Here is a 23,121-nt window from a genome sequence, read left to right as displayed (position 1 = left end):
ATGATGTCATGACCGCTCTGTCAAAGAAGCCCGCCGCGATTCGCGTGGTGCTGCCCTTCGTGTTCCGGCACTGGCTGAAGCAGCCGGGGCGCGGCCTCATCGTGGCCGGCGGGCTGCTGGGTGCGACCGTTGCCGACCTGTTCATGCCGGTATTCTCGGGACATCTGGTCGATGCGCTGACCCGTGGTCCGTCCGATCCGGATGCGCGCCACGCGGCGCTGGTCGCGTTCGGCGCCATCGTGGCGCTCGGCGCGGCCTCGATGGTCCTGCGTCTCGTCGGTCTCCAGGCGATCGTGCCGTTCACGCTGAAAATCATGTCCGACGTCGCGCAGGACGCGTTCACGCGCGTGCAGCGTTTCTCGACCGACTGGCACGCGAACTCCTTTGCCGGATCCACGGTGCGCAAGATCACCCGCGGCATGTGGGCGCTCGACCTGCTCAACGACACCATCCTGATGGCTCTGGCGCCGTCGCTGCTGGTGCTGGTCGGCTCGATGATCCTGATCGGCGCGCACTGGACCTCGCTCGGCCTGGTGATCGCGATCGGGGCGATCCTCTACGTCACGATCACGGTGGTGTTCTCGACCCGCTACATCGCACCGGCGGCGCGCATCTCCAATGCCTGGGACACCAAGGTCGGGGGCACGCTGGCGGACGCGCTGACCTGCAACGCGGTGGTGAAATCGTTCGGCGCGGAGCTGCGCGAGGACACGCGGCTCGCCCGTGTCATCAACCGCTGGCGCGTGCGCGTACGGCGGACCTGGTTTCGCTACAACTACACCGCCATGTCGCAGCTTGCGCTGCTGCTGTGCCTGCGCGCGTCCGTGATCGGCGGATCGGTGCTGCTGTGGATGTCAGGTCACGCCTCGCCCGGCGACGTCACCTATGTGCTCACGAGCTACTACGTCATTCACGCCTACCTGCGCGACGTCGGCATGCACATCAACAACCTCCAGCGCTCGGTCAACGACATGGACGAACTGGTGGCGATCCATGACGAGCCGATCGGCATTGCGGATGCTTCCGACGCACGGCCGATCGCGATCGAGGGCGGCGAGATCGTGTTCGACGACGTCACGTTCCATTATGGCGGCCATCGCGCGCCGCTGTACGACGGCTTGTCTGTCAAGATCCGCGCCGGCGAACGCGTTGGCCTGGTCGGCCGCTCCGGCTCCGGCAAGACCACCTTCGTCAAGCTGGTGCAGCGGCTCTACGACGTCACCGGTGGCCGCGTGCTGATCGACGGGCAGGACATCGCGCTCGCCACGCAGCAGTCGCTGCGCAGCCAGATCGCGATCGTGCAGCAGGAGCCGATCCTGTTCCACCGCACGCTTGCGGAGAACATCGCCTATGGCCGGCCCGGCGCCAGCCTCCAGGCGATCGAGCAGGCGGCGCGGCTTGCCAACGCGCACGATTTCATCCTGCGCCTGCCGAAGGGCTACGGCACGCTGGTCGGCGAGCGCGGCGTGAAACTGTCGGGCGGCGAGCGGCAGCGCGTGGCGCTGGCGCGCGCCTTCCTGGCGGACGCGCCGGTGCTGATCCTGGACGAGGCGACGTCGAGCCTCGATTCGGAATCGGAAGCGCTGATCCAGCAGGCGATGGAGCGCCTGATGAAGGGCCGCACCTCGATCGTGATCGCGCATCGCCTGTCGACGGTGAGGAGCCTCGATCGCATCCTGGTGTTCGACCGCGGCGAGATCGTCGAGCAAGGCACGCATGCGATGCTCGCAGCCAAGCAAGACGGCGTCTATCGCGGCCTGTTCGAGCGCCAGGTGGTGGAGCTCGGACAGATCGCAGCGGAGTGAGGCGCGCGGCGGCGGGGCGAAGGTCCCGACGTCACGCCGCCATAGGTGAATGACATGAAAGACCTGGCGAACGGCTCCATCGTGAGACACATCCTGGCCATGACGCCGCCGATCATGGCCGGCATGATCTCGATCATGGTCTGCCAGCTGGTCGACCTGTACTTCGTGTCGGGCCTGGGCGATGCCGCCGTGGCAGGCGTCGCCGCGGCCGGCAATGCCGGCTTTCTCGTCAACGCGCTGATGCAGGTGCTCGGCGTCGGCACGGTGGCGCTGATCGCGCACGCCGTCGGGCGCAAGGATCGACCCGATGCCAATCTGATCTTCAACCAGGCGGTTGCGCTGTCGGTGCTGTTCGGCGTGTTGACCCTGGTCGCGGGAGCGGTGCTGTCGCGCGCCTACATGCGTTCGGTCGCCGCGGACGAGGCCACGATCGAGGCGGGGACCACTTATCTGTTGTGGTTCATGCCGGCGCTCGCGCTGGAATTCGTCATGCAGGTGACGGCATCCGCCCTGCGCGCGACCGGGATCGTGCGCCCGGCCATGTTGGTGCGGGTCATCGCGGTCGTCATCAACATCGCGCTGGCGCCCGTGCTGATCTCGGGCTGGGGCACCGGCTACGCGCTCGGCGTTGCCGGCGCAGGGCTGGCGAGTTCGATCGCGGTCGCCATCGGCGGGCTGATGCTGCTTGTCTATTTCCGCAAGGTCGAGCGCTATGTCGCCTTCAATCCGGCGCAGTGGCGTCCACAGCCGCGTCATCTCATGCGCATTCTCAATGTCGGCCTGCCGGCCGGCGGCGAGTTCGCGATGATGTTCATCTTCATGGCGGTGGTCTACTACGTGCTGCGCGATTTCGGCGCGGCGGCGCAGGCCGGATTCGGCATCGGGCAGCGGGTGCTCGGCCTGATCCAGATGCCGGCACTCGCGGTGGCGCTGGCGGCTGGGCCGATCGCCGGCCAGAATTTCGGCGCCGGCAACGGCGCGCGCGTGCGGGAAACCTTCGTCAAGTCGGCGCTGATCACCAGCGCCGTGATGGCCGGCTTCATGATGCTGGCGCAGCTGAGGCCGGAGCTGCTGCTCGCCGGATTCTCGAACGACCGGGAGACTATGGAGATCGCCTACCTGTTCCTGCGGATCATCTCGCTCAACATGGTGGCGCAGGGTCTCATCTTCACCTGCTCGAGCATGTTCCAGGGCCTCGGCAACACCAAGCCGGTGCTGCTGAGCTCGGCGACGCGCGTCTTCACCTATTCGCTGCCGGCAATCTGGCTGTCGACGCGGCCAGGCTTCCGGATGGAGCACGTCTGGTACCTGTCGATCGCGGCGACGACGCTCCAGGCCGCGTTGAGCCTGTGGCTGTTGCGTCGCGAATTCAGGAAGCGCTTCGCGCCGTTGCCGCAGGACGAGGCTGCGGAGCGAGTGGAAGCTGAGCCTGTCGCGCCTCCTGCGCGTGTGCCCGCATAGCGGTTGACCTGCTCCCCACGTCTCCCGCCAATTTGCGGCGCCGTGGGCTAAAGCGGAATGGCTTTAGGTTGAATCGATTGCCATTGGCTCGGTGCCACCTCTCCCGCTTGCGGGAGAGGTCGCGCCGAAGGCGCGGGTGAGGGCTTTCTCCTCTAGGGGATTGTCCCATCGCGGAAACACCCTCTCCCCAGCCCTCTCCCGCAAGCGGGAGAGGGAGTGCACCTTCGTTGTAGCAGTCAAACCTAATCGCATCGCGCTTTAGTGCGTGCCAACACTGTTCCAGACGAGGCCAAGGCCTGACAGGAACAACAGGCCGAGCACGACATCGCCGAAATGCTTGTCGCTCAGGGCGTGATAGACCCGGGCGCCGGCCCATGCGCCGATCAGCGTGCCCGGAAACGCGACCAGTGCGAGCCAGACCACTTTCAGTTCGACCAGGCCTGATGCCGTCTGCAGCACCAGCGCGGTGGCGAGCACCGTGAAGTTGAAGAGCTGGAAGATGCCGCGACGCTCATGCTTGTTCCAGCCGCGGATGTTGGCCCAGAGGATCGGCAGCGGCCCCGAGAGTCCGGCGAGGCCGCCGAGAATGCCGCCGGCAAAGCCGATCGCTCCGTCGGCGATCCTGCCGCCGAACTTGAAGGCGAGGGGCCTCTTGTTGAGATAAAGCGCGCTCGAAAAGATCAGGAGCAGCACACCGACGCTCAGCTTGAATACCTTCGGATCGGCCGTGGCGACCATCATGGTTCCCAGCGGGACTCCGATCAGGCCTCCGATCAGGAACGGCCAGACCAGCGAGAGGTCGAAGCTTTTCCACATCGAGGGTAGCGTCGAGATCTGCGCGATCACCGAGCAGATCAGCACCAGCGGTACCGCGAGCGAGGGCGGCAGGACGTAGAGCCAGATGCCGAGCGCCATCAGCGCCGTGCCGAACCCGGCCAGTCCCGAGACGAAGCCGCCGGCCAGCGCGCCGAACAGCAGCAGGACGTAGGTGAGCGTTTCCAACAGATTAGCCTTGTCGCGAGGGGCGATCCCGGATGGCTGACCGCCATCGCTCGCATAACATGCTTGCTGCCGTTCCGGTCAATCCATGCTGCACGCAAGCGTGATCTGCCGCGTCGGGCTTTCCCGGAAGACACGCCTACATGATGGCCGTACTTCAATCCCGGGGCCGCCCGACGCGATCATGCGCCCGGATCGGTCAGTCCTGAATGCGATGATGGAGAATGACCATGACCCGCACCAAGATTGCCGTTGCAGCCGCGCTGCTGGCGGTCGCGTTGACGCCTACAATGGCCCAGGCACAGTTTTCCGAGCCTGCGGCCTATCAGGCCGCTCATCCCGATCGCGATGTACTCAACGGCGGCCAGCTCACGCCTGCGGCGCGTGCGGCTCTCGGTCAGCGGGGAACGCCGGGCGATGCGTATGCATCGCAGGCCTATCCGTCACCTGCGGCACCCCCCGTGCGCTCCGGCCATCGCCGTCATCGCCGATGATCTAGACGATCTGCCTGGTGTCGGCAGGCTTCTGCAGCGCGCCGACCAGGATGCGCAGCGCCTCCGCCAATTCCGATCTGTTCCGCGCCGCCCCCAGTGAGACACGTGCCGCATGCGGCGGTGCCCCGTCGACCGTGAAGGCATCGCCGGCGACGACCGCAAGTCCGTTCCGCAGAAGATGTGCCGCGATATCGGGCCGGCCTTCCGGAAGCCGCAACCACAGATGATGGGCGGCGGGCCTGGCCAGGAATTGAAAACCCCTCAGCGTGCGCTGCGCGAGCTGCTGGCGGCCGACCGCCTCGCTGCGGATGGCGGCGATGATGCGATCGGCAATGCCGCTTTCGATCCAATGCGTCACCAGCGCGACCATCAATGGCGGCGGCATCTGCACGGTCGCCTGCAAGTATGTTCGCATGTCCCGTTGCGCGCTGCTGTCGGGCGTCACCAGGTAGGCGACGCGCAGCGCGGGCGCGATGCATTTTGACAGTGTGGTCGCGAGATAAGTCCGCTCCGGAATGAGGCTCGCGATCGGCGATGCCGAGCGCTCGAGCAGGCCGTAGGCGTCGTCCTCGATCAGGGTCGTGTCGGCATCGCGAATGATCTTTGCGACGGCACTGCGCCGCTCGGCGGACAGCGTTGCGGTGGTCGGATTGTGCAGCGTCGGAATGAGATAGACGGCCCGTGGCCGGTGCGCGCGGCACGCCTTCGCCAGCGCATCGGGCAGGATGCCGCCGTCATCCATGGCGACGCCGACGAGCTTGACGCCGAGCCGGGCCGCGGCGGCCTTGATGCCGGGAAAGGTGAGGGCTTCCGTCAGAACGACGTCGCCGGGCCGCGCGAGATGGGCGAGCAGGTTGAACAGGATGGTTTGCGCGCCGGGGAAGATCAGGAGCTTGTCGGCCTGCGCATGCGCAACGCGTGCGCGCATCCAGCGCGCCGCGACCTCGCGCTCATGTGTGCTGCCGCCGGGCGGCTGATAGTTGAGATACGCCGTCAGGCCCGATTGCGCGCGGATGGCTTCCATGCCGGCGATGATGCGCTCGTCGAGCTGCGCCTCCAGCGGATGCGGCGGCACGTTCATCGAGAGATCGATCGCGACGGGATGCGGCAGGTCGACCGCGCGGCGCGCGCTGGTCTCCGACACGAACGAGCCCTGTCCGACGCGGGCTTCCATGATGCCGCGGCGCCTCGCCTCGGTATAGGCGCGCGTCACCGTGGTCAGGTCGATGCCGAGGGCTTTTGCGAGCGCGCGCTGCGTCGGCAATTGCTGGCCGCGCACCAGCCTGCCCGCAGCAATGTCGGCCTCCATCGCATCGACGATGCGTTGATAGCGCGGGCCGCTCAGCTCCGAGATTGTAGGGGTCCAATCCATGCAATTTAGCCCCATATCCTTTGAATGTATGGATGCAAGATACTATTGTATGGATCGTCGAAAAGGAAGAGGTGTGGTCATGGCGACGGTCTCTCTGGCAAAGGCGATGTGGCGCGGTTTCAGCGGCAAGTGTCCGAATTGCGGGGAAGGGCACATGTTTGGCCGTTTCCTGAAAGTGGCTGATGCTTGCGACCATTGCGGCGAGGAGCTGTTTCACCAGCGCGCAGACGACTTTCCGGCCTATCTCGTGATGGTCGTGGTCGGCCATCTCGTGGTGCCGGCGATCCTCGCGGTCGAGACCGCCTATGCGCCGCCGGAATGGTTGCAACTCGCGGTGTGGCTGCCGGTGACGCTGTTCGCCTCGCTCGCGCTGCTGCAACCGACCAAGGGCGCCATCGTCGGGCTGCAATGGCAGCTGGGCATGCACGGTTTCGAGGCGAGCAAGCTGCGGCGCGAGGCCGCCGAGCTTGCACCGGCCCTGGTGAAGGCGGATACCCGCGCGGCCTGAGCGGCGTTTACATCGCGCGCCCGGCCGCTACACTCCGTCGTACCAACAAGAACGATGGAAACGCCGATGGCCGCACGCGCGAAGACCTTCCTGCTTTGTCATGGCGCCTGGTCCGGCGGATGGGCCTGGAAGAAGATGCATCCGCTGATGGCGCAAGCCGGCCATCGCCTGGTGGCGCCGACCTACACCGGGCTCGGCGAGCGCGCGCATCTCGCAAGCCCCACGATCGATCTGGAGACGCACATCCAGGACATCCTCAACGTCATCGCCTTCGAGGATCTCAGCGACATCGTGCTGCTTGGCCATAGCTATGGCGGCATGGTCGCGACCGGCGTCGCCGATCGCGCGCGCGAGCGCGTGACGCAGCTGATCTATCTCGATGCCTTCGTGCCGCGCGATGGCCAGTCGCTGTTCGATCTCAACGAGGGCGGCCGCGAGCCGATGCGAAGGGCAGCAAGCTCGGGCGACGGCTATCGCATCCCGCCGAATCCGCCGCCGCCCGACACGCCCCAAGCCGATCTCGACTGGCTCAATGCACGCCGCGTCCCAATGCCGATCAAGTGCTTCGAGACCAGGCTGAGGCTCGAGCACAGCGAGCCGGCGATGCCGCGCAGCTACATCTATTGCACGCGCATCCCGCCGGGCGACGTGTTCGGGCAGTTCGCCAAGCGGACGAAGAGCGAGGACGGCTGGCGCTATGTCGAGCTCGACGCCAGCCATGCGCCGAACGTGACGGCGCCGGAGGCCTTGATGGGCGTGCTGGAGAAGATCGTCGCCTGACTCCCGCTCGTCATTCCGGGGCGCGACGAAGTCGCGAACGCGGAATGACACCAGCTGAAGGACTGCGCGCTCGGCCAAAATGGTGAGGGGTCCGGTGCGTTGGCACCGAACCCCTCGTCGCTTACTGCGCAAGATGCGTTTTCTTCACGCGAACCGGAAACCCACTTCGCTCGAAAACGCTTTAGAGTATCAGCCGGCCTGTAAGCCGGGTTCTGTAGGGCACCGTCCGCTTGCGCGAACGATACGTGACGACCATTCCTCTGGGACCGTGTTTGCACATGGCCTCGAGCAACCTACCCGGACGGCGGGCCTGACATCGCCCCGCGGCGTTATCGCTTGCGCGAACAGCCCGCTTAAGCCGTCCCTATTCGGTTTTGCTCCCGGTGGGGTTTGCCATGCCGGCTCCGTTGCCGGAACCGCGGTGCGCTCTTACCGCACCTTTTCACCCTTACTTCCTCCGAGGAGGAAGCGGTTCGTTCTCTGTGGCACTTTCCCTGGGGTCACCCCCGCCGGACGTTATCCGGCACCGCATGTCAAGGGAGCCCGGACTTTCCTCCCCGGCGGCCTTTCGGCACGTGCCGGAGCGGCCGTCCGGCCGACTGACGGCCTACGCATGGGGCATTTGTGACGGTTTCGTCAAGCCGATATCGCGACGCGCGCCTCGCCGGCGAATAATTTATCCTGAAGATGTCGTTTGGTGCGTGTCCCGTTCGACTGGATGTCGGCAACACAGCCGGGCAACAGGAGTGAAGCAATGCAATATCTGCTGATGATCTATCAGAACGAGGTCGAGTACGCGAAGAACGACGCGGCGACGAGCCAGAAGATGCTGGCCGAATACCAGGCCTTCACGCAATCCATCATCCAGAGCGGCAACTTCAAGGCCGGCGACCGCCTGCAGCCGACCACGACCGCGACGACCGTGCGCGTGCGCGAGGGCAAGACGCTGACGACCGATGGTCCGTTCGCGGAAACGCGCGAGCAGCTCGGCGGCTACTATCTCGTCGAGGCGAAGGATCTGAATGCGGCCATCGAGATCGCGGCGCGGATTCCCAGCGCACGCATCGGCTCGATCGAGGTGCGGCCGATCTGGGTGTATGAGAAGTGACAACTCTCACCTTCGTCATTCCGGGATGCGCCGTAAGGCGCAGGCCCGGAATCCATATCCCCGAATCGTGGTTATGGATTCCGGGCTCGCGGCTTTGCCGCGCCCCGGAATGACGAGAGGGGAGTGATCGCCTGACATGACCCGCAGCGAGATCGACAAAATCTTCCGCGACGAGGCGGGGCGGGCGCTTGCCACGCTGATCCGTCTCGTCGGCGATTTCGATCTTGCCGAGGACGCGCTTCAGGATGCTTTTGCCGTCGCGCTGGAACGCTGGGCGGGGTCTGAGGTCCCCGGCAATCCGCGCGCCTGGCTGGTCAATGTCGCCAAGCACAAGGCGATCGACCGCATCCGTCGCCAGGCCGTCTTCCGCGGCAAGCAGCAGGCGCTGGTGCATGAGCTCGAACTGAACGCGCTGGGCCCCGACGAGCTGCCGGCAACGCTCGACGACGACATGCTGCGGCTGATCTTCACCTGCTGCCATCCCGCGTTCGCGCCCGAGGTCCAGGTCGCGCTGACGCTGCGCACGGTGTGCGGGCTCACCACGGCGCAGGTCGCGCGCGCCTTTCTCGTCGGTGAGGAGGCGATGGCACAGCGCCTCCTCCGCGCCAAGCAGAAGATCCGCCTCGCCGGCATCCCCTATGAGGTGCCCGAGCGCGACGCGCTGGCGCCGCGGCTCGATGGCGTGCTCGCCGTGATCTATCTCGTCTTCACCGAAGGCTATGTTGCGACCGAGGGCGCGGACCTGATGCGGCCCGATCTTGCGGCCGAGGCCATCCGGCTCGGCCGCTTGCTCGATCGGCTGATGCCCGATCGTGCCGGCATCAAGGGCCTGCTGGCCCTGATGCTGCTGCACGACGCCCGCCGCGCCGGACGCGAGACGCCGGCCGGCGACATCGTGCTGCTCGAAGAGCAGGACCGCTCGCTGTGGGACCGCGCGCAGATCGATGAGGGCCTGCGTCTGGTCGACGATGCGCTGCGCGTGCCCGGCCGGCCGCAGCCCTATGTGGTGCAGGCCGCGATCGCTGCGCTGCATGCGCGTGCGGCGAGCTTTGAGGAAACCGATTGGCCGCAGATTGCGGGACTCTACGAGGTCTTGCTGCGCATCAACCCGTCGCCGGTGATCGAGCTGAACCACGCCGCGGCGGTGTCGATGGTCGATGGGCCGGCACGAGCGCTCGATCTCGTCGATGCGATCACCGCGCGCGGCGGGCTTCGCGGCTATGAGCTGTTGCCCGCAGTGCGCGCGGATCTGTTGCGGAGGCTCGGCAGGACGGAGCAGGCGCGCGAGGCCTATCGTGCCGCAACGGAGTCGACGCAGCTCGAGCCGTTGCGGAGGCTCTATGCGCGAAGGATGAGGGAGATGGAGTAGTCGCCACACATTCCGTCATTGCGAGCGTAGCGAAGCAATCCAGAGTCTTTCCGCAGAGACATTCTGGATTGCTTCGTCGCAAGAGCTCCTCGCAATGACGGCGGATGTGGCCTACGCCGTCACTTCGACGCCACGGTCGTGCCTTCCGCCGGCAGGCTCGCCAGCAGTGCCTGCAATGTCGACAGCGTCGAATGATCGGCGACGCCATCGAGCCGCGCCGGACGGAAATGGCGCTGGAAGGCGGTGACGACTTCCATCGTCGCGGCGTCGTATTTGCCGGTCAGCGGCACGCCGTAGCCGTACCTGGCGAGCGCCTGCTGCATGCTCAGCACGGCGTCGCTGATGGTGCCGAGCATCAGAGTCTCACCACGCACGATCGGGGCGGGCGTGACCCAGTGGCCGACGCCGGAATTGGCCAGCGAATGCCACGGAAACTTCTCGCCGGGGTCCTTCTTGCGGGCGGGCGCGACGTCGGAATGGCCGAGCACCCGGTGGGACGGCACCTTGCGCCGGAGCATGATGCCGCGGCACAGCGCGATCACGGCGGCGATCTGGCGCAGCGGAAACTCGGGATAGCCCCAGTCATGGCCGCGATTGATGATCTCGATGCCGATCGAGCAGGAATTGATGTCGTCCTCGCCGGCCCAGGAGGAGGCGCCTGCGTGCCAGGCGCGCTTGGCCTCGGGCACGCATTGCACGATGCGGCCGTCCTCCAGCACGACATAATGCGCCGAGACTTCGGTGCCGGCCGTGCACAGCCGTGCCAGCGCGCCCTCGACATCGGGCATGCCGGTGTAGTGCAGCACGATCATGTCCGGCTGCCGTCCCTTGTTGCGCTCGCCATAATTGGGCGAGGGGATGATGTCCGAGACGATCGACGAGTCGGGCTCGAACGTCCGCAGGCTCGCCACGGTCTTGGGAACCGGGAGAACGCGTTGGCGCTTCGAATCAGATCCAGACGGTGTGGACGAACCGGAGGGCATGAGCAGCTCGAACGAACGGAGAAGGGGCAAGCCCTTCTCTTTACTATTCCTTTACCGTCCACCGTACGCAATCGCGCGGCGCGGTTAACGGATGCATTTCGGCGATGTGTGTGGATGAGGCATCACCCCGCTCGTCACCTTTACGACTTGTATCGAGTCGAGCAACGCTTTCTTAACGCTAAGGGCCGTTACTGAGGGATGAAGTGCCGACCCGCGTCCGGAGGCGGCCAAAGCGTATTTTGGCTCGAAATCCCATGGCTGCCCGACAAATTCCACTGGGAACACTGGGTTTGTGGCCTGGGACGACCGGGCTCGGTAACCATGCTGGACAGGGGCTTTGTCGTGGAACCGCCGCGACGCGGAATGATTCGAGGCGTTATGGGCTTGTTCGTCCCCGATCTTGCTTGGATGTCAGGCCGGTCGGTCGGCAGGCGTTACGCATGACCTCGGTTCCGCACATCCCCGTTCTTGGTCGGGAGGCCGTCGCGCATCTCGCCTTGCGCGAGGGCGGCGTCTATGTCGACGCCACTTTTGGTGCCGGCGGCTATAGCCGCGCGATCCTGGAAGTGCCGGGAACCCGACTCATCGCCATTGATCGCGACCGCACTGCGATTGCCGGCGGTGCCGAGCTGGTCGAACGTTCCGCGGGCCGGCTGATGCTGGTCGAGGGCCGCTTCTCAAGTCTTGCCGAGGTCTGCGCGGCGCAAGGCGTCGAGGCGATCGACGGCGTCGTGATGGACGTCGGCGTGTCCTCGATGCAGCTCGATCAGGCCGGCCGCGGCTTCTCCTTTCGCCTCGACGGTCCGCTCGACATGCGCATGGGGCAGACGGGCCCGACCGCGGCCGACGTGGTCGCGCGTGCGTCGGAAGGCGATCTCGCCGACATCATCTATCTCCTCGGCGAGGAGCGGCATTCGCGCCGCATCGCGCGAGCTATTGTCGCGGACCGCCAGGAGACCCCGTTCACCACCACGCGCGCGCTTGCCGATCTCGTCGGAAGGGTGGTGCGCTCAAAGCCGGGGGACATTCATCCGGCAACGCGGACGTTCCAGGCGCTGCGCATCTTCGTCAACGAGGAACTCGACGAGCTCCAGACCGCGCTCGCGGCGGCCGAGCGCGTGCTCAAGCCCGGCGGCCGCCTCGTCGTGGTCTCGTTCCATTCGCTGGAAGACCGCATCGTCAAGAATTTTCTCACTGAGCGCTCCAGGACCGGCGGCGGTTCGCGGCATCTGCCGGAAGTGGCGCAAGTGACGCCGAGCTTCCGGGTTCTGACGCGGCGGCCCGTCGTCGCCGGCGAAGACGAAGTTGCGCACAATCCTCGTGCGCGCTCCGCAAAGCTGCGCGCCGCCGAGCGCACCGCGGCGCCGGCCCATGAGGCCGACGAGGCATCGCCTTGGCCCAAACTCTCCGACGTGATGAGGGGCGGCTAGCGCATGCGCATCATCCACCTCCTCGTCATCGGCGCGCTGATCTTCGCGGCGGCCCATGTCTACCGGATCAAGATGGACTCCACGGCGCGCACCGAGAAGGTGCTGCGGCTGCGTGCAGAGATCCGCGAGGAGCGCGACGCGATCGCGGCGCTGCGGGCCGAGTGGGCCAAGCTCGATGCCCCGCTGCGGCTGCAAGGCCTGTCCGACCGGCATCTGCACCTCAAGCCGGTCAATGGCACGCAATATGACTCGCTGAAGAATCTGCCGGAGCGCCCGCCACGGATGTTCAGGCCGGGCGATCCCGATCCGATCGGGGCCATGCTAAACGTCATCGAAGCCGCGAGCGATCCCGATACCGTGACGGGCTCCGTACCTCAGCCCGAGGACAAGCAATGAGCGCGGCAACGCCTGCAAAACCGACCGAGAAGCCGGCTGAACCGTGGCGGCAGCGGCTGATCCGCAGCCTGCTCTACGGGCGCAATGTCGATCGCGCCGTGAAGGCGCGAGCGCGCGTGGGCCTTGCGATACTCGCCTTCGCTTCGGTCTATGTTTTGATCGGCGGGCGGCTCGTGATGTTCGCGATCGGCGCGGACGCCCACGGGGCGCGCCGCGCCGCGGCGCAAGAGGTGGTTGCGACCGCGCGGCCCGACATCGTCGACCGCAACGGCGCGATCCTGGCGACCGACGTCAAGGCCGCGAGCCTGTTCAGCGAGCCGCGCCGCATCATCGACAAGGATGAGGCGATCGAGCTCCTGACGGCGACCATTCCCGACCTCGACGAGGCCGAGGTGCGCGAGCGCCTGAAGTCGCGCAAGGGCTTCGCCTGGCTCAAGCGCGAGGTCACGCCGGCGCAGCAGCGGGCCATCCACAAGCTCGGCCTTCCCGGCATCGGCTTCCTGCGCGAGAACAAGCGCGTCTATCCGACGGGCAACGAGGTCGCCCACATCATCGGTCTCGTCAACATCGACAACCAGGGCATCGCCGGCCTGGAGAAGTGGCTCGACAACCAGGGGCTCGCCGATCTCCACCGCGCCGGCTTTGCAACCGACCGGCTGCAGAAGCCGATCGAGCTCTCGGTCGATCTGCGCGTCGAGCATGCGCTGCGCGACGAACTCCTCAAGGCCAAGGACAAGTTCCGCGCCAAGGCCGCTTCCGGCATCATCTCCAACGTCAAGACCGGCGAGATCGTGGCGATGGTCTCGCTGCCGGATTTCGATCCCAACAATCCGAAGGAAGCGCACGACCCCGATCGCATCAACCGCCTGACCACCGGCGTCTACGAGATGGGCTCGACCTTCAAGGCGTTCACGTTGGCGATGGGGCTCGATTCCGGCAAGATCAATCTGAACTCGATGTGGGACGCACGTGGCAACCTGCACTACGGCAAGTTCACCATCCACGACAGCCATCCGCTCGGGCGCTTCATCAACACCAAGGAAGTGTTCACCTACTCCTCCAACATCGGCGCGGCGCGGATTGCGCTCAACCAGGGCGTGGAGGCGCACAAGGCGTTCCTCGCCAAGCTGGGCCAGACGACGCGGCTGCGCACCGAATTGCCGGAGAGCGCGGCGCCGCTGATCCCGCGGCGCTGGAGCGAATTGAACACGGTCACCGCCGCGTTCGGCCAGGGACTGTCGGTGGCACCGCTGCAGGCCGTGATGGGCATCAATGCACTGGTGAACGGCGGCTATCTCATTCCGCCGACGTTCTTGAAGCGTAGCGAAGCCGAGGCCGCGGCAATGGCCAAGCGCGTCATCAAGCAGGATACCAGCGACAAGATGCGGTATCTGATGCGGCTCAATGCCGAGATCGGTACCGCCAAGACCGCCGACGTCAAGGGCTATTACGTCGGCGGCAAGACCGGCACGTCCGAGAAGGTCATCAACGGGCGCTACGCCAAGAAGCGCGTGCTCAACTCCTTCACCGCCATCCTGCCCTGCGACGATCCCAAATATCACGTCCTGATCATGCTGGACGAGCCGCAGGCGCTGCCCGAGACGCATGGTTTCATCACCTCGGGCTGGAACGCGGTGCCGACCGGCGGCAAGGTGATCGAGCGGATCGCGCCGCTCCTGGGCGTCGAGCCGCGGTTCGACCTGCCGCCGTCCGACCGCCTTATTCTTGCAGCATCCAGGACAACCCAGTAATCAACCGGGTGGGCCATCGCCGGTGCCGAGTCGGGATTTTCAAAGGGATTCGGCTTTCCGGCAGGCATGTCGACTGGAAGACCATGAAGCTGCGCGACCTCTTGGGCAATGATGCCGCGATCGAGCCCGCTGTTGCGGCGCTCGATGCGAGCGGCGTCGCGCTCGACAGCCGCATGGTCAAGCCGGGCGATCTCTTCTTCGCAATCGCGGGCAGCAAGACCGACGGCGCGCGCTTTATCGATGCGGCAATTGCCGCGGGCGCGATCGCAGTCGTTGGCGACCATGCGCCTGCGGCGACCAAGGTGCCGTTTATCACTGTGGCCAATCCGCGCCGCACACTGGCGCTGGCCGCGGCAAGGTTCTTTCCCGCGCAGCCCGCGACGATCGCCGCCGTGACCGGAACCAGCGGCAAGACCTCGGTTGCCGCCTTCACACGTCAGATCTGGGAGCGGCTGGGGCATGCCTCCGCCAGCATCGGCACCATCGGTCTCGTCTCGCCCAAGCGCACCGTCTATGGCTCGCTGACGACGCCGGATCCGATCGCGCTGCACCGGCAGATCGACGAGATCGCGCGCGAGGGCGTCACCCATCTCGCCTTCGAGGCCTCCTCGCACGGGCTCGACCAGTATCGCCTCGACGGCGTGCGCGTCTCCGCCGGCGGCTTCACCAACCTCTCGCGCGACCACATGGATTATCATCCGAGCGTTGCGCATTATCTCGCCGCGAAGCTCCGCCTGTTCCGCGAGCTGGTGCCGCCGGGTGGCGCCGCGGTGATCTCGGCCGATCATGATTGCTCGGCCGAAGCGATCGAGGCCGCCAAGGCGCGCGGCCTGCGCGTCATGGCGGTCGGCCGCAACGGCGACGGGGCAGGCGAGGGCATCCGCCTGACGGAGGCCGTGGTCGAAGGTTTCTCGCAAAAGCTTACGCTCGAACATCGCGGCAAGCGCTTCGCCATCCGGCTGCCGCTGGTCGGCGAATTCCAGATCGAGAACGCGCTGGTGTCGGCGGGCCTTGCGATCGGCACCGGCAGCGATGCGGCAGATGTGTTCGCAAGTCTCGAACATCTCGAAGGCGCCAAGGGCCGGCTCGAGCGCGTCGGCGAGCGCAACGGCGCGCCGATCTTCGTCGACTATGCGCACAAGCCCGATGCGCTGGCGAAGGCGCTGCAGGCGCTGCGGCCTTATGCGAAGCGCAGGCTGGTCGTCGTGTTCGGCGCCGGCGGCGACCGCGATGCCGGCAAGCGTCCGATCATGGGCGAGATTGCGGCCGAGAACGCCGACGGCGTCATCGTCACCGACGACAATCCGCGCAGCGAGAAGCCGGAAGCCATCCGCGCCGCGATCCTCGCCACCGCGAAGGGCGCCCGCGAGATCGGCGACCGCGCCGCCGCGATCCGCGCCGCGATCGAGGAACTGGAAGACGGCGATGCGCTGCTCATCGCCGGCAAGGGCCATGAGACCGGGCAGATCGTCGGCGGAGAGGTTCTGCCCTTCAGTGATCACGAGGCGGTTGCCGCCGCACTAGCGTCGAGGGTTGCATGAGCGCGCCAATATGGACGGTTGCCGAGGTCGCGCGTGCGCTGGGCGTCACCGGATCGTTCCCGGACACGGGAATCGACTTCATCACGCAGGACAGCCGGCTGGTGAAGCCGGGCAGCCTGTTCGTCGCGCTCAGCGGCACCCCGAGCGGCGGCTTCGTCTCGGCCTTCGCCAGCGCGCGCGACGGCTGGGAGTTCGCGGACAAGGCGGAAGCTTCGGGCGCGGTCGCGATGATCGTGCCGCACGAGATCGCAGGCATCCGCATTCCGCAGATCGTCGTCAAGGACACGCTGATCGACGGTCTCTGGGGCCTTGCACGTGCCGCGCGTGCGCGCTTTGCCGGACCGGTGATCGGGCTCACCGGAAGCGCCGGCAAGACCAGCACCAAGGAATTTCTGGCCGCCTATCCGAACGCCTATGCAAGCCCGTCGAGCTTCAACAATTTCTGGGGCGTGCCGCTGACGCTGTGCAATGCCAGGCGAGACGCCAGCCTCTGGGTCGTCGAGATGGGCATGAACCAGCAAGGCGAGATCGCGCGGCTCAGCGAATTGACGCGCCCGACGGTCGCGCTCGTCGTCAACGTGCAGCCCGTGCATCTGGAAAAGCTCGGCTCGCTGGAAGCCATCCGGCGCGAGAAGGTGTCGATCGCGCTCGGCCTGCCCGAGAATGGTGTGCTGGTGCTGCCCGCCGGGATCAAGGCGCCCGAGTGGAAGGGCAAGGTCGTGCGCTTCGGCGGCGAGCATGCCGAGGTGCACGAGGTCGCGCACGCGCCGCACGGCGAGAGCTGGCAGGTCGTGGCCGCGATCGGCAAGAAGGAGATCGCCTTCAGCCTCACCCCTGGCGCGCCGCACCGGGTCCATAATGCGCTGGCCGCGGTCGCCGCCGTTCATGCTGCGCATCTCGACGTCGCGACGCTGGCGATCAAGCTCGACCGCGTCGGCATCATGACCGGCCGCGGCGTCGAGCAGGCGGTCGGCGATATCACGGTGATCGACGACAGCTTCAACGGCAATCCGGCCAGCGTGGCGGCTGCGCTGCAAAGCCTGCAGGCGCGCCACGTGAGCGACGGCCGCCGCATTGCGGTTCTCGGCGACATGCTCGAGCTGGGCGAGGACGCACCGAACTATCACACCGGCCTCGCCAAATATCTCGAAGGCATCGACGGCGTCTACTGCGTCGGTCCCTTGATGCGCCACCTCTACGACGTGCTGCCATCAGGCAAGGGCCTCGGCTGGCACGATGATCCGGCCACGCTGAAGCCGGGCGAGGTTGCGAGCCTGCTGAAGGCAGGGGATGTCGTGGTTGTCAAGGGCAGCAAAAAGATGTTCTGGGTCAACAAGTTTGTGCCGGGCCTGATGACCGCCTTGCAGGCGAAGGCGTAAACTGCTTGGAAGGCGCTGTTCCCGAATCCCACCCTTTGTGGCGCGAAGCCGTCCGTTTTCCCAGAGGTCGCGCGACCCATGACGAAGACCAGCGAATGCCCGCGAGGCACGTCGAGGCCAGGATAACGGCCACGAACAAGGCCAAGGCTGCGTGTGCAAAGGCGCCATAGGACCGTCTGAATGTTTTACTGGCTGATCGAGCTCTCCAACACATTTCCGGGCTTCGGTGCCATTCGCACCTTCCTGAACGTCTTCCGCTACATCACCTTCCGCACCGGCGGGGCGGTCGTGACCGGCGCGCTGTTCGTGTTCCTGTTCGGGCCCTGGATCATCGACCATCTGCGCATCCGCCAGGGCAAGGGCCAGCCGATCCGCTCCGACGGCCCGCAATCGCATCTCGCCAAGAAGGGCACGCCCACCATGGGCGGGCTGATGATCCTGTCCGGCCTCACCGTCGGCACGGTGCTGTGGGCCAATCCGCTCAACCCCTATGTCTGGATCGTGCTCGCGGTGACGCTCGGCTTCGGCTTCGTCGGCTTCTATGACGATTACCTCAAGGTGACCAAGCAGACCACGACCGGGTTCGGCAGCAAGCTTCGCCTGCTGATCGAGGCGGTGATCGCGCTGGTTGCCTGCTACGCGCTGGTGCGGCTGAACCGCGATCCCGCCTCGACGGCGCTGACGATCCCGTTCCTCAAGGACACCGTGCTGCATTTCGGTTGGTTCTTCGTCATCTTCGGCGCCTTCGTCATCGTCGGCTCCGGCAACGCGGTGAATCTCACCGATGGTCTCGACGGCCTCGCCATCGTGCCGGTGATGATCGCGACCGCGAGCTTTGCGATGATCGCCTATCTCGCCGGCAACGCCGTGTTCGCCGAATATCTCCAGATCAAATATGTCGCCGGCACCGGCGAACTCGCGGTGCTCTGCGGCGCATTGCTGGGCGCCGGTCTCGGCTTCCTCTGGTTCAACGCGCCGCCGGCCTCGATCTTCATGGGTGACACCGGCTCGCTCGCGCTCGGCGGCATGCTCGGTGCCATCGCCGTCGCAGTGAAGCACGAGATCGTGCTCGCCGTGATCGGCGGCCTGTTCGTGCTGGAGGCGGTCTCCGTCATCGTGCAGGTGGTGTCGTTCAAGCTGACGGGCAAGCGCATCTTCCGCATGGCGCCGATCCATCACCATTTCGAGCAGCTCGGCTGGACCGAGCCGCAGATCGTGATCCGCTTCTGGATCATCTCGGTGATGCTGGCGCTGGCCGGCCTCTCCACGCTGAAGCTGCGGTGATCGCTCGATGATCCCCGTCACATCCTTCGCCGGCAAGACGGTCGCGGTGTTCGGCCTCGGCGGCTCGGGGCTCGCCTCCTGCCATGCCCTGAAAGCGGGCGGCGCCGAGGTGATCGCCGCCGACGACAATGCCGAGAACGTCGCCAAGGCCGCGCAGGCGGGCTTCATCACCGCCGATCTGCGCAACGTCTCGTGGGCGAATTTCGCCGCCCTCGTGCTCGCGCCCGGCGTGCCGCTCACTCATCCCGTGCCGCACTGGAGCGTGCTGAAGGCGCGCGAGGCCGGGGTCGAGGTGATCGGCGACATCGAGCTGTTCTGCCGCGAGCGGCGCCGCCACGCGCCGGATGCGCCCTTCGTTGCCATCACCGGCACCAACGGCAAGTCGACCACGACGGCGCTGATCGCGCATCTGACGAAAGTCGCCGGCTACGACACCCAGATGGGCGGCAATATCGGCACCGCGATCCTGTCGCTGGAGCCGCCGCGCATGGGCCGCGTCCACGTCATCGAGATGTCGTCCTACCAGATCGACCTCACGCCCTCGCTCGATCCCTCCGTCGGCATCCTGCTCAATGTCAGCGAGGACCATATCGACCGTCACGGCACGATCGAGCACTACGCTGCGGTGAAAGAGCGCCTCGTCGCCGGCGTGCAGGCGGGCGGCACCGCGATCGTCGGTGTCGACGACGGCTATAGCCGCGATGTCGCCGACCGGCTCGACCGCGCCGGCAAGAACGTGGTGCGCATCTCCGTCAAGAATCCGCTGGCGAGCGGCATTTATGTCGAGCATGGCAATATCGTGCGCACCGCGGGCGGCGCCCGCAGCGAGATTGCCGCGCTCGGCGGCATCGGTTCGTTGCGCGGCCTCCACAACGCGCAGAACGCGGCCTGCGCCGCCGCCGCCGCGCTCGCGATGGGCATCAGCTTAGAGGTGCTGCAAAACGGCCTGCGCAGCTTTCCCGGCCTTGCGCACCGCATGGAGCAGGTCGGCCGCCGCGGCAATGTGCTGTTCGTCAACGATTCCAAGGGCACCAATGCGGACGCCACCGCGCACGCGCTGTCGTCGTTTGCCGACATCTTCTGGATCGCCGGCGGCAAGCCCAAGGCCGGCGGGATTACGAGCCTCACCGGTTTCTTCCCGCGCATCCGCAAGGCCTATCTGATCGGCGAGGCCGCGCAGGAATTTTCGGGCACGCTGGGCACGCAGGTTGCGCACGAGATCAGCCAGACCCTCGATGTCGCGGTCGAGCACGCCGCACGCGATGCGGAAGCCTCTGGCCTGACTGATGCCGTCGTGCTGCTGTCGCCCGCCTGCGCCTCGTTCGACCAGTACCGCAATTTCGAGATCCGAGGCACCAAGTTCCGCGAGCTGGTGCAGGCGCTGCCGGGCGTGAAGCCGGTGGTGTGAGTTATGTCGCGGCGACGCTGGATCGGAATTGTCGTCGCTGCTCTTGCTGTTCCAGTCGCCGCGGGTTTTGTCTTCGTTGTCGTCGTCGACAATCTCATGAGTGGCTTCGGTGCGTGCCGCGTCGTTCGCCAGCGCGCATTCGCCTCGCCTAGCGGCAGCAAGCTGGTTGTCGTGGTCTGGAAGTCATGCGGCGCGACGGTCCCCGACAGCACGCAAGCCAGCATGATTGCGCGCGGCCGGACGTTCTCGCCCGAGAGCACGCCGATCTTTCTCAGCGTGCGCGAGCATCTTGATGTCGTCGTCGCCTGGAGCAGCGAGCGGGCGGTCAGGATCGGATTCATTCCCGGGACGGTCCAGGTCTACAAGCGCGATCAGCGCGTGGGGGATATCACGATCAATTACGAGTAGGGCTCTCGTGTCCCGGACGCGGTGCGGCACGAAGTGACGCTCCGCAGAGCCGGGACCCAGGCCGCTACACGATACACTGCCGCGATATGGGCCCCGGCTCTGCAGCGCACCACGCCGCAAAGGGGCGGCGCGCTGCGCTGCGTCCGGGGCACGAGACTCTCCACAACTTGATCCATCATGTTAACCCTCCGGTAACCAACCTCGGCGACCAATGGACGGACCTCTGTCCGAAAGCGGCCGCCATGCTCTCCCGTGAAGAACGCACCCCCTTTTCCGAGTGGTGGTGGACCGTCGACAAGCCGCTGATGGGCGCCATCCTGGCCTTGATGCTGACCGGCGTGATCCTGTCGCTGGCGGCGAGCCCGCCGGTTGCGACGCGCATCGGGCTCGATCCCTTCCATTTCTTCAGCCGCCACGTGCTGTTCCTGGTGCCGTCCTGCATCGTGCTGCTCGGAGTGTCCTTCCTGTCGCCGCGCGCCATCCGCCGCAGCGCGCTCATCATCTTCGCGATCAGCATCGTCCTGATCGTGGTGACGCTCGCCATCGGCCCCGAGGTGAAGGGTTCGCGGCGCTGGATCACGCTGCTCGGCGTCAACATTCAGGCCTCCGAGATCGCCAAGCCGTCGTTCGTCGTGATCGCGGCATGGCTGTTCGCGGAATCGACCAGGCGGCCGGAGATGCCGGCGACCTCGATGGCGCTGGTGCTGCTCTTGATGCTGGTGACGCTGCTGGTGATGGAGCCCGACTTCGGCCAGACCATGCTGGTCCTGATGGTGTGGGGCTCGCTGTTCTTCATCGCGGGCATGCGCATGATCTGGGTGTTCGGTCTCGCAGGTCTCGGCGCCGCCGGCCTGTTCAGCGCCTATCTGTTCGTCCCGCACGTCGCCGGCCGCATCAGGCGCTTCATGAATCCGGCCTCCGGCGACACCTTCCAGGTCGATACCGCCATGGAAGCCTTCTACAACGGCGGCTGGTTCGGCCTCGGGCCGGGCGAGGGCATCGCCAAGCGCAGCCTGCCGGACAGCCACACCGATTTCGTGTTCGCGGTCGCGGCCGAAGAGTTCGGCATCATCCTGTGCCTCGCCATGCTGGCGCTGTTCGCCTTCGTCGTCATCCGCACGCTGTCGCGCGCCTATGCCAACGAAGACATGTTCTCGCGTTTCGCAGCGTCGGGGCTTGCGATTCTGTTCGGCGTGCAGGCCGCGATCAACATGTCGGTGAACCTCCAGCTGATTCCAGCCAAGGGCATGACGCTGCCGTTCATCTCCTATGGCGGCTCCTCGATCGTGTCGCTGGCCTACGGTGTCGGCATGATGCTGGCGCTGACGCGGCTGCGCCCGCGCACCGAGGTCGAAGCCAGCGGTCATGCCGAGGCGATGCGCAGCTACGCGTAGGCATTGTCATTGCGAGGAGCGAAGCGACGAAGCAATCCAGGCTGTCTCCGCGGAGAGATTCTGGATTGCTTCGCTACGCTCGCAATGACGGAGGATAGGCTGTAAAACCTCCGACCATGGACACGTCCCCCCTGATTCTTCTCGCCGCGGGCGGCACCGGCGGCCATCTGTTTCCGGCCGAGGCGCTTGGCGTCGAATTGATCCGGCGCGGCTTTCGCGTTCGCCTCGTCACGGACGAGCGCGCGCTGCGCTATAGCGGGCTGTTCAGCAAGGACATGATCGACGTCGTGGCAAGCGAGACCGCGCGGGGCCGTAATCCGCTCCAGCTCGCCTATGCCGGCCTGACGCTCGCCGCGGGCACGCTTTCCGCGTATCGCCTCATCAAGCGATTGAAGCCCGTCGCCGTCGTCGGCTTCGGCGGTTATCCGACGCTGCCGCCGCTGGTCGCTGCGAAATTCGCCGGCGTGCCTGGTATCATCCACGATGCCAACGCCGTGCTCGGCCGCGCCAACCGGTTCCTGTCGAGCCACGTCCGCGCCATCGCGACGTCCTTGCCCGGCGTGCTCGATCGCGATCCGGCGCTGGCAGGCAAGACGACGACCGTCGGCACGCCGATGCGGCCGGCGATCCTCGCAGCCGCTGCGGTAAAATATGTCGCGCCCGAGGTGAACGGCCCGCTGCGCCTGCTCGTCGTCGGCGGCAGCCAGGGCGCGCGCATCATGGCCGATATCGTGCCGGGCGCGATCGAGCGGCTCGAGCCAGCGTTATGGAGCCGCCTCGTCCTCACCCAGCAGGTGCGCGAAGAGGACATGAGCCGCGTGCGCGCGGTCTATGACAAGCTCAAGATCAAGGCGGAGCTCGCGCCGTTCTTCACGGATCTGCCGGCGCGGCTCGCCTCCAACCATCTCGTGGTGTCGCGCTCCGGCGCCGGTACCGTCGCCGAGCTCGCGGCGATCGGCCGGCCCTCCATCCTGGTGCCGCTGCCCGGCTCGATCGACCAGGACCAGTTCGCCAATGCCGGCGTGCTGGCCAAGGTCGACGGCGCGATCCGGATCCCGCAGACCGAGTTCACCTCCGATCGTCTCGCCGCCGAAATCTCCGGTCTGGCCGCCGAGCCCGCGCGCCTCGCCGCCATGGCCGCGGCCGCGAAGGGGGCAGGGCGGCTCGACGCGGCCGAGAGGCTCGCGGACCTCGTGGTGAAGACCGCCGGAATTTAGCGTCCGCGCCGTTCAAGCCTGCACATGGGTCGCT

20 protein-coding genes and 1 other RNA gene are annotated in these 23,121 nt (G+C 66.3%); 17 read left to right on the top strand and 4 right to left on the bottom strand.

Annotation, left to right across the window (positions count from 1 at the left end; translation table 11 throughout):
* Positions 1–8 precede the first annotated feature (8 nt).
* Together FJV43_RS09555 and FJV43_RS09550 are read left to right on the top strand one after the other, a co-directional pair.
* Positions 9–1,805, top strand: a complete 1,797-nt coding sequence (locus FJV43_RS09555; RefSeq protein WP_239626464.1) for an ABC transporter ATP-binding protein — start codon at positions 9–11, stop codon at positions 1,803–1,805.
* A gap of 54 nt (positions 1,806–1,859) precedes the next feature.
* Positions 1,860–3,266 carry an MATE family efflux transporter gene (locus FJV43_RS09550; protein WP_239626462.1) on the top strand — a complete coding sequence of 469 codons (1,407 nt, stop codon included), beginning with the start codon at positions 1,860–1,862 and terminating at the stop codon, positions 3,264–3,266.
* A gap of 258 nt (positions 3,267–3,524) precedes the next feature.
* On the opposite strand, the gene FJV43_RS09545 is transcribed toward FJV43_RS09550, so the two are convergent.
* On the bottom strand, positions 3,525–4,268 hold the full coding sequence (locus FJV43_RS09545; RefSeq protein ID WP_239626460.1) for a sulfite exporter TauE/SafE family protein: 744 nt from the start codon (positions 4,266–4,268) through the stop codon (positions 3,525–3,527).
* A 227-nt stretch (positions 4,269–4,495) separates the two neighbouring features.
* Between FJV43_RS09545 and FJV43_RS09540 the strand changes: the two genes are divergently transcribed.
* Positions 4,496–4,759: a hypothetical protein gene (locus FJV43_RS09540; protein ID WP_239626458.1), complete on the top strand. Its 264-nt coding sequence runs from the start codon at positions 4,496–4,498 to the stop codon at positions 4,757–4,759.
* A gap of 1 nt (position 4,760) precedes the next feature.
* On the opposite strand, the gene FJV43_RS09535 is transcribed toward FJV43_RS09540, so the two are convergent.
* On the bottom strand, positions 4,761–6,131 hold the full coding sequence (locus FJV43_RS09535; protein WP_239626456.1) for a PLP-dependent aminotransferase family protein: 1,371 nt from the start codon (positions 6,129–6,131) through the stop codon (positions 4,761–4,763).
* 79 nt (positions 6,132–6,210) lie between these two features.
* Here FJV43_RS09535 and FJV43_RS09530 point away from each other — a divergent pair, with 79 nt between their 5' ends.
* On the top strand, positions 6,211–6,639 hold the full coding sequence (locus FJV43_RS09530) for a DUF983 domain-containing protein (RefSeq protein WP_239626454.1): 429 nt from the start codon (positions 6,211–6,213) through the stop codon (positions 6,637–6,639).
* Positions 6,640–6,705: 66 nt separating this feature from the next.
* Positions 6,706–7,419 (top strand): alpha/beta hydrolase, encoded by a 714-nt coding sequence (locus tag FJV43_RS09525; protein ID WP_239626452.1) that lies wholly within the window; start codon positions 6,706–6,708, stop codon positions 7,417–7,419.
* Positions 7,420–7,604: 185 nt separating this feature from the next.
* Here FJV43_RS09525 and rnpB read toward each other — a convergent pair.
* Positions 7,605–8,022: RNase P RNA component class A (rnpB, locus tag FJV43_RS09520), an RNA gene on the bottom strand.
* Positions 8,023–8,173: 151 nt separating this feature from the next.
* Here rnpB and FJV43_RS09515 point away from each other — a divergent pair.
* Positions 8,174–8,527: a YciI family protein gene (locus FJV43_RS09515; RefSeq protein WP_027572587.1), complete on the top strand. Its 354-nt coding sequence runs from the start codon at positions 8,174–8,176 to the stop codon at positions 8,525–8,527.
* Between the two features lie 136 nt (positions 8,528–8,663).
* Positions 8,664–9,896 carry an RNA polymerase sigma factor gene (locus FJV43_RS09510; protein WP_239626450.1) on the top strand — a complete coding sequence of 411 codons (1,233 nt, stop codon included), beginning with the start codon at positions 8,664–8,666 and terminating at the stop codon, positions 9,894–9,896.
* Between the two features lie 119 nt (positions 9,897–10,015).
* Here the strand turns inward: FJV43_RS09510 and FJV43_RS09505 are convergent, their stop codons facing one another.
* Positions 10,016–10,879 carry an N-acetylmuramoyl-L-alanine amidase gene (locus FJV43_RS09505; protein WP_239629370.1) on the bottom strand — a complete coding sequence of 288 codons (864 nt, stop codon included), beginning with the start codon at positions 10,877–10,879 and terminating at the stop codon, positions 10,016–10,018.
* A gap of 440 nt (positions 10,880–11,319) precedes the next feature.
* On the opposite strand from FJV43_RS09505, the gene rsmH reads away from it, so the two are divergent.
* The 10 genes from rsmH to murG all read left to right on the top strand — a co-directional run bounded on the left by rsmH (position 11,320) and on the right by murG (position 23,087).
* Positions 11,320–12,309 carry a 16S rRNA (cytosine(1402)-N(4))-methyltransferase RsmH gene (rsmH, locus tag FJV43_RS09500; protein WP_239626448.1) on the top strand — a complete coding sequence of 330 codons (990 nt, stop codon included), beginning with the start codon at positions 11,320–11,322 and terminating at the stop codon, positions 12,307–12,309.
* 3 nt (positions 12,310–12,312) lie between these two features.
* Positions 12,313–12,705, top strand: a complete 393-nt coding sequence (locus tag FJV43_RS09495) for a hypothetical protein (RefSeq protein WP_239626446.1) — start codon at positions 12,313–12,315, stop codon at positions 12,703–12,705.
* Positions 12,702–14,456, top strand: coding sequence for a penicillin-binding protein 2 (locus FJV43_RS09490; protein WP_239626444.1), 1,755 nt, complete (start codon positions 12,702–12,704; stop codon positions 14,454–14,456). Before FJV43_RS09495 ends, FJV43_RS09490 begins: the two co-directional genes overlap by 4 nt.
* 83 nt (positions 14,457–14,539) lie before the next feature.
* Entirely contained in the window at positions 14,540–15,997 is a 1,458-nt protein-coding gene (locus FJV43_RS09485; RefSeq protein WP_239626442.1) for a UDP-N-acetylmuramoyl-L-alanyl-D-glutamate--2,6-diaminopimelate ligase, read from the top strand.
* Positions 15,994–17,376 (top strand): UDP-N-acetylmuramoyl-tripeptide--D-alanyl-D-alanine ligase, encoded by a 1,383-nt coding sequence (murF, locus tag FJV43_RS09480; RefSeq protein ID WP_239626440.1) that lies wholly within the window; start codon positions 15,994–15,996, stop codon positions 17,374–17,376. The genes FJV43_RS09485 and murF overlap by 4 nt, the downstream gene beginning before the upstream one ends.
* A 180-nt stretch (positions 17,377–17,556) precedes the next feature.
* Entirely contained in the window at positions 17,557–18,660 is a 1,104-nt protein-coding gene (gene mraY, locus FJV43_RS09475) for a phospho-N-acetylmuramoyl-pentapeptide-transferase (RefSeq protein WP_061877567.1), read from the top strand.
* Between the two features lie 7 nt (positions 18,661–18,667).
* Positions 18,668–20,068: a UDP-N-acetylmuramoyl-L-alanine--D-glutamate ligase gene (murD, locus tag FJV43_RS09470; RefSeq protein ID WP_239626438.1), complete on the top strand. Its 1,401-nt coding sequence runs from the start codon at positions 18,668–18,670 to the stop codon at positions 20,066–20,068.
* A gap of 96 nt (positions 20,069–20,164) precedes the next feature.
* Positions 20,165–20,476, top strand: coding sequence for a hypothetical protein (locus FJV43_RS09465; RefSeq protein WP_239626436.1), 312 nt, complete (start codon positions 20,165–20,167; stop codon positions 20,474–20,476).
* 242 nt (positions 20,477–20,718) lie between these two features.
* A complete protein-coding gene (gene ftsW / locus FJV43_RS09460; RefSeq protein WP_239626434.1) occupies positions 20,719–21,870 on the top strand; it encodes a putative lipid II flippase FtsW in 1,152 nt (383 codons plus the stop codon).
* Between the two features lie 116 nt (positions 21,871–21,986).
* The gene (gene murG / locus FJV43_RS09455) at positions 21,987–23,087 is read left to right on the top strand and encodes an undecaprenyldiphospho-muramoylpentapeptide beta-N-acetylglucosaminyltransferase (RefSeq protein ID WP_239626433.1); all 1,101 of its coding nucleotides are present in this window, start codon (positions 21,987–21,989) and stop codon (positions 23,085–23,087) included.
* The last annotated feature ends 34 nt before the right edge of the window (positions 23,088–23,121 follow it).

The organism is Bradyrhizobium sp. I71 (assembly GCF_022354745.1).
Taxonomy (GTDB): domain Bacteria; phylum Pseudomonadota; class Alphaproteobacteria; order Rhizobiales; family Xanthobacteraceae; genus Bradyrhizobium; species Bradyrhizobium liaoningense.
This window is presented reverse-complemented; position numbering and strand designations above follow the sequence as displayed.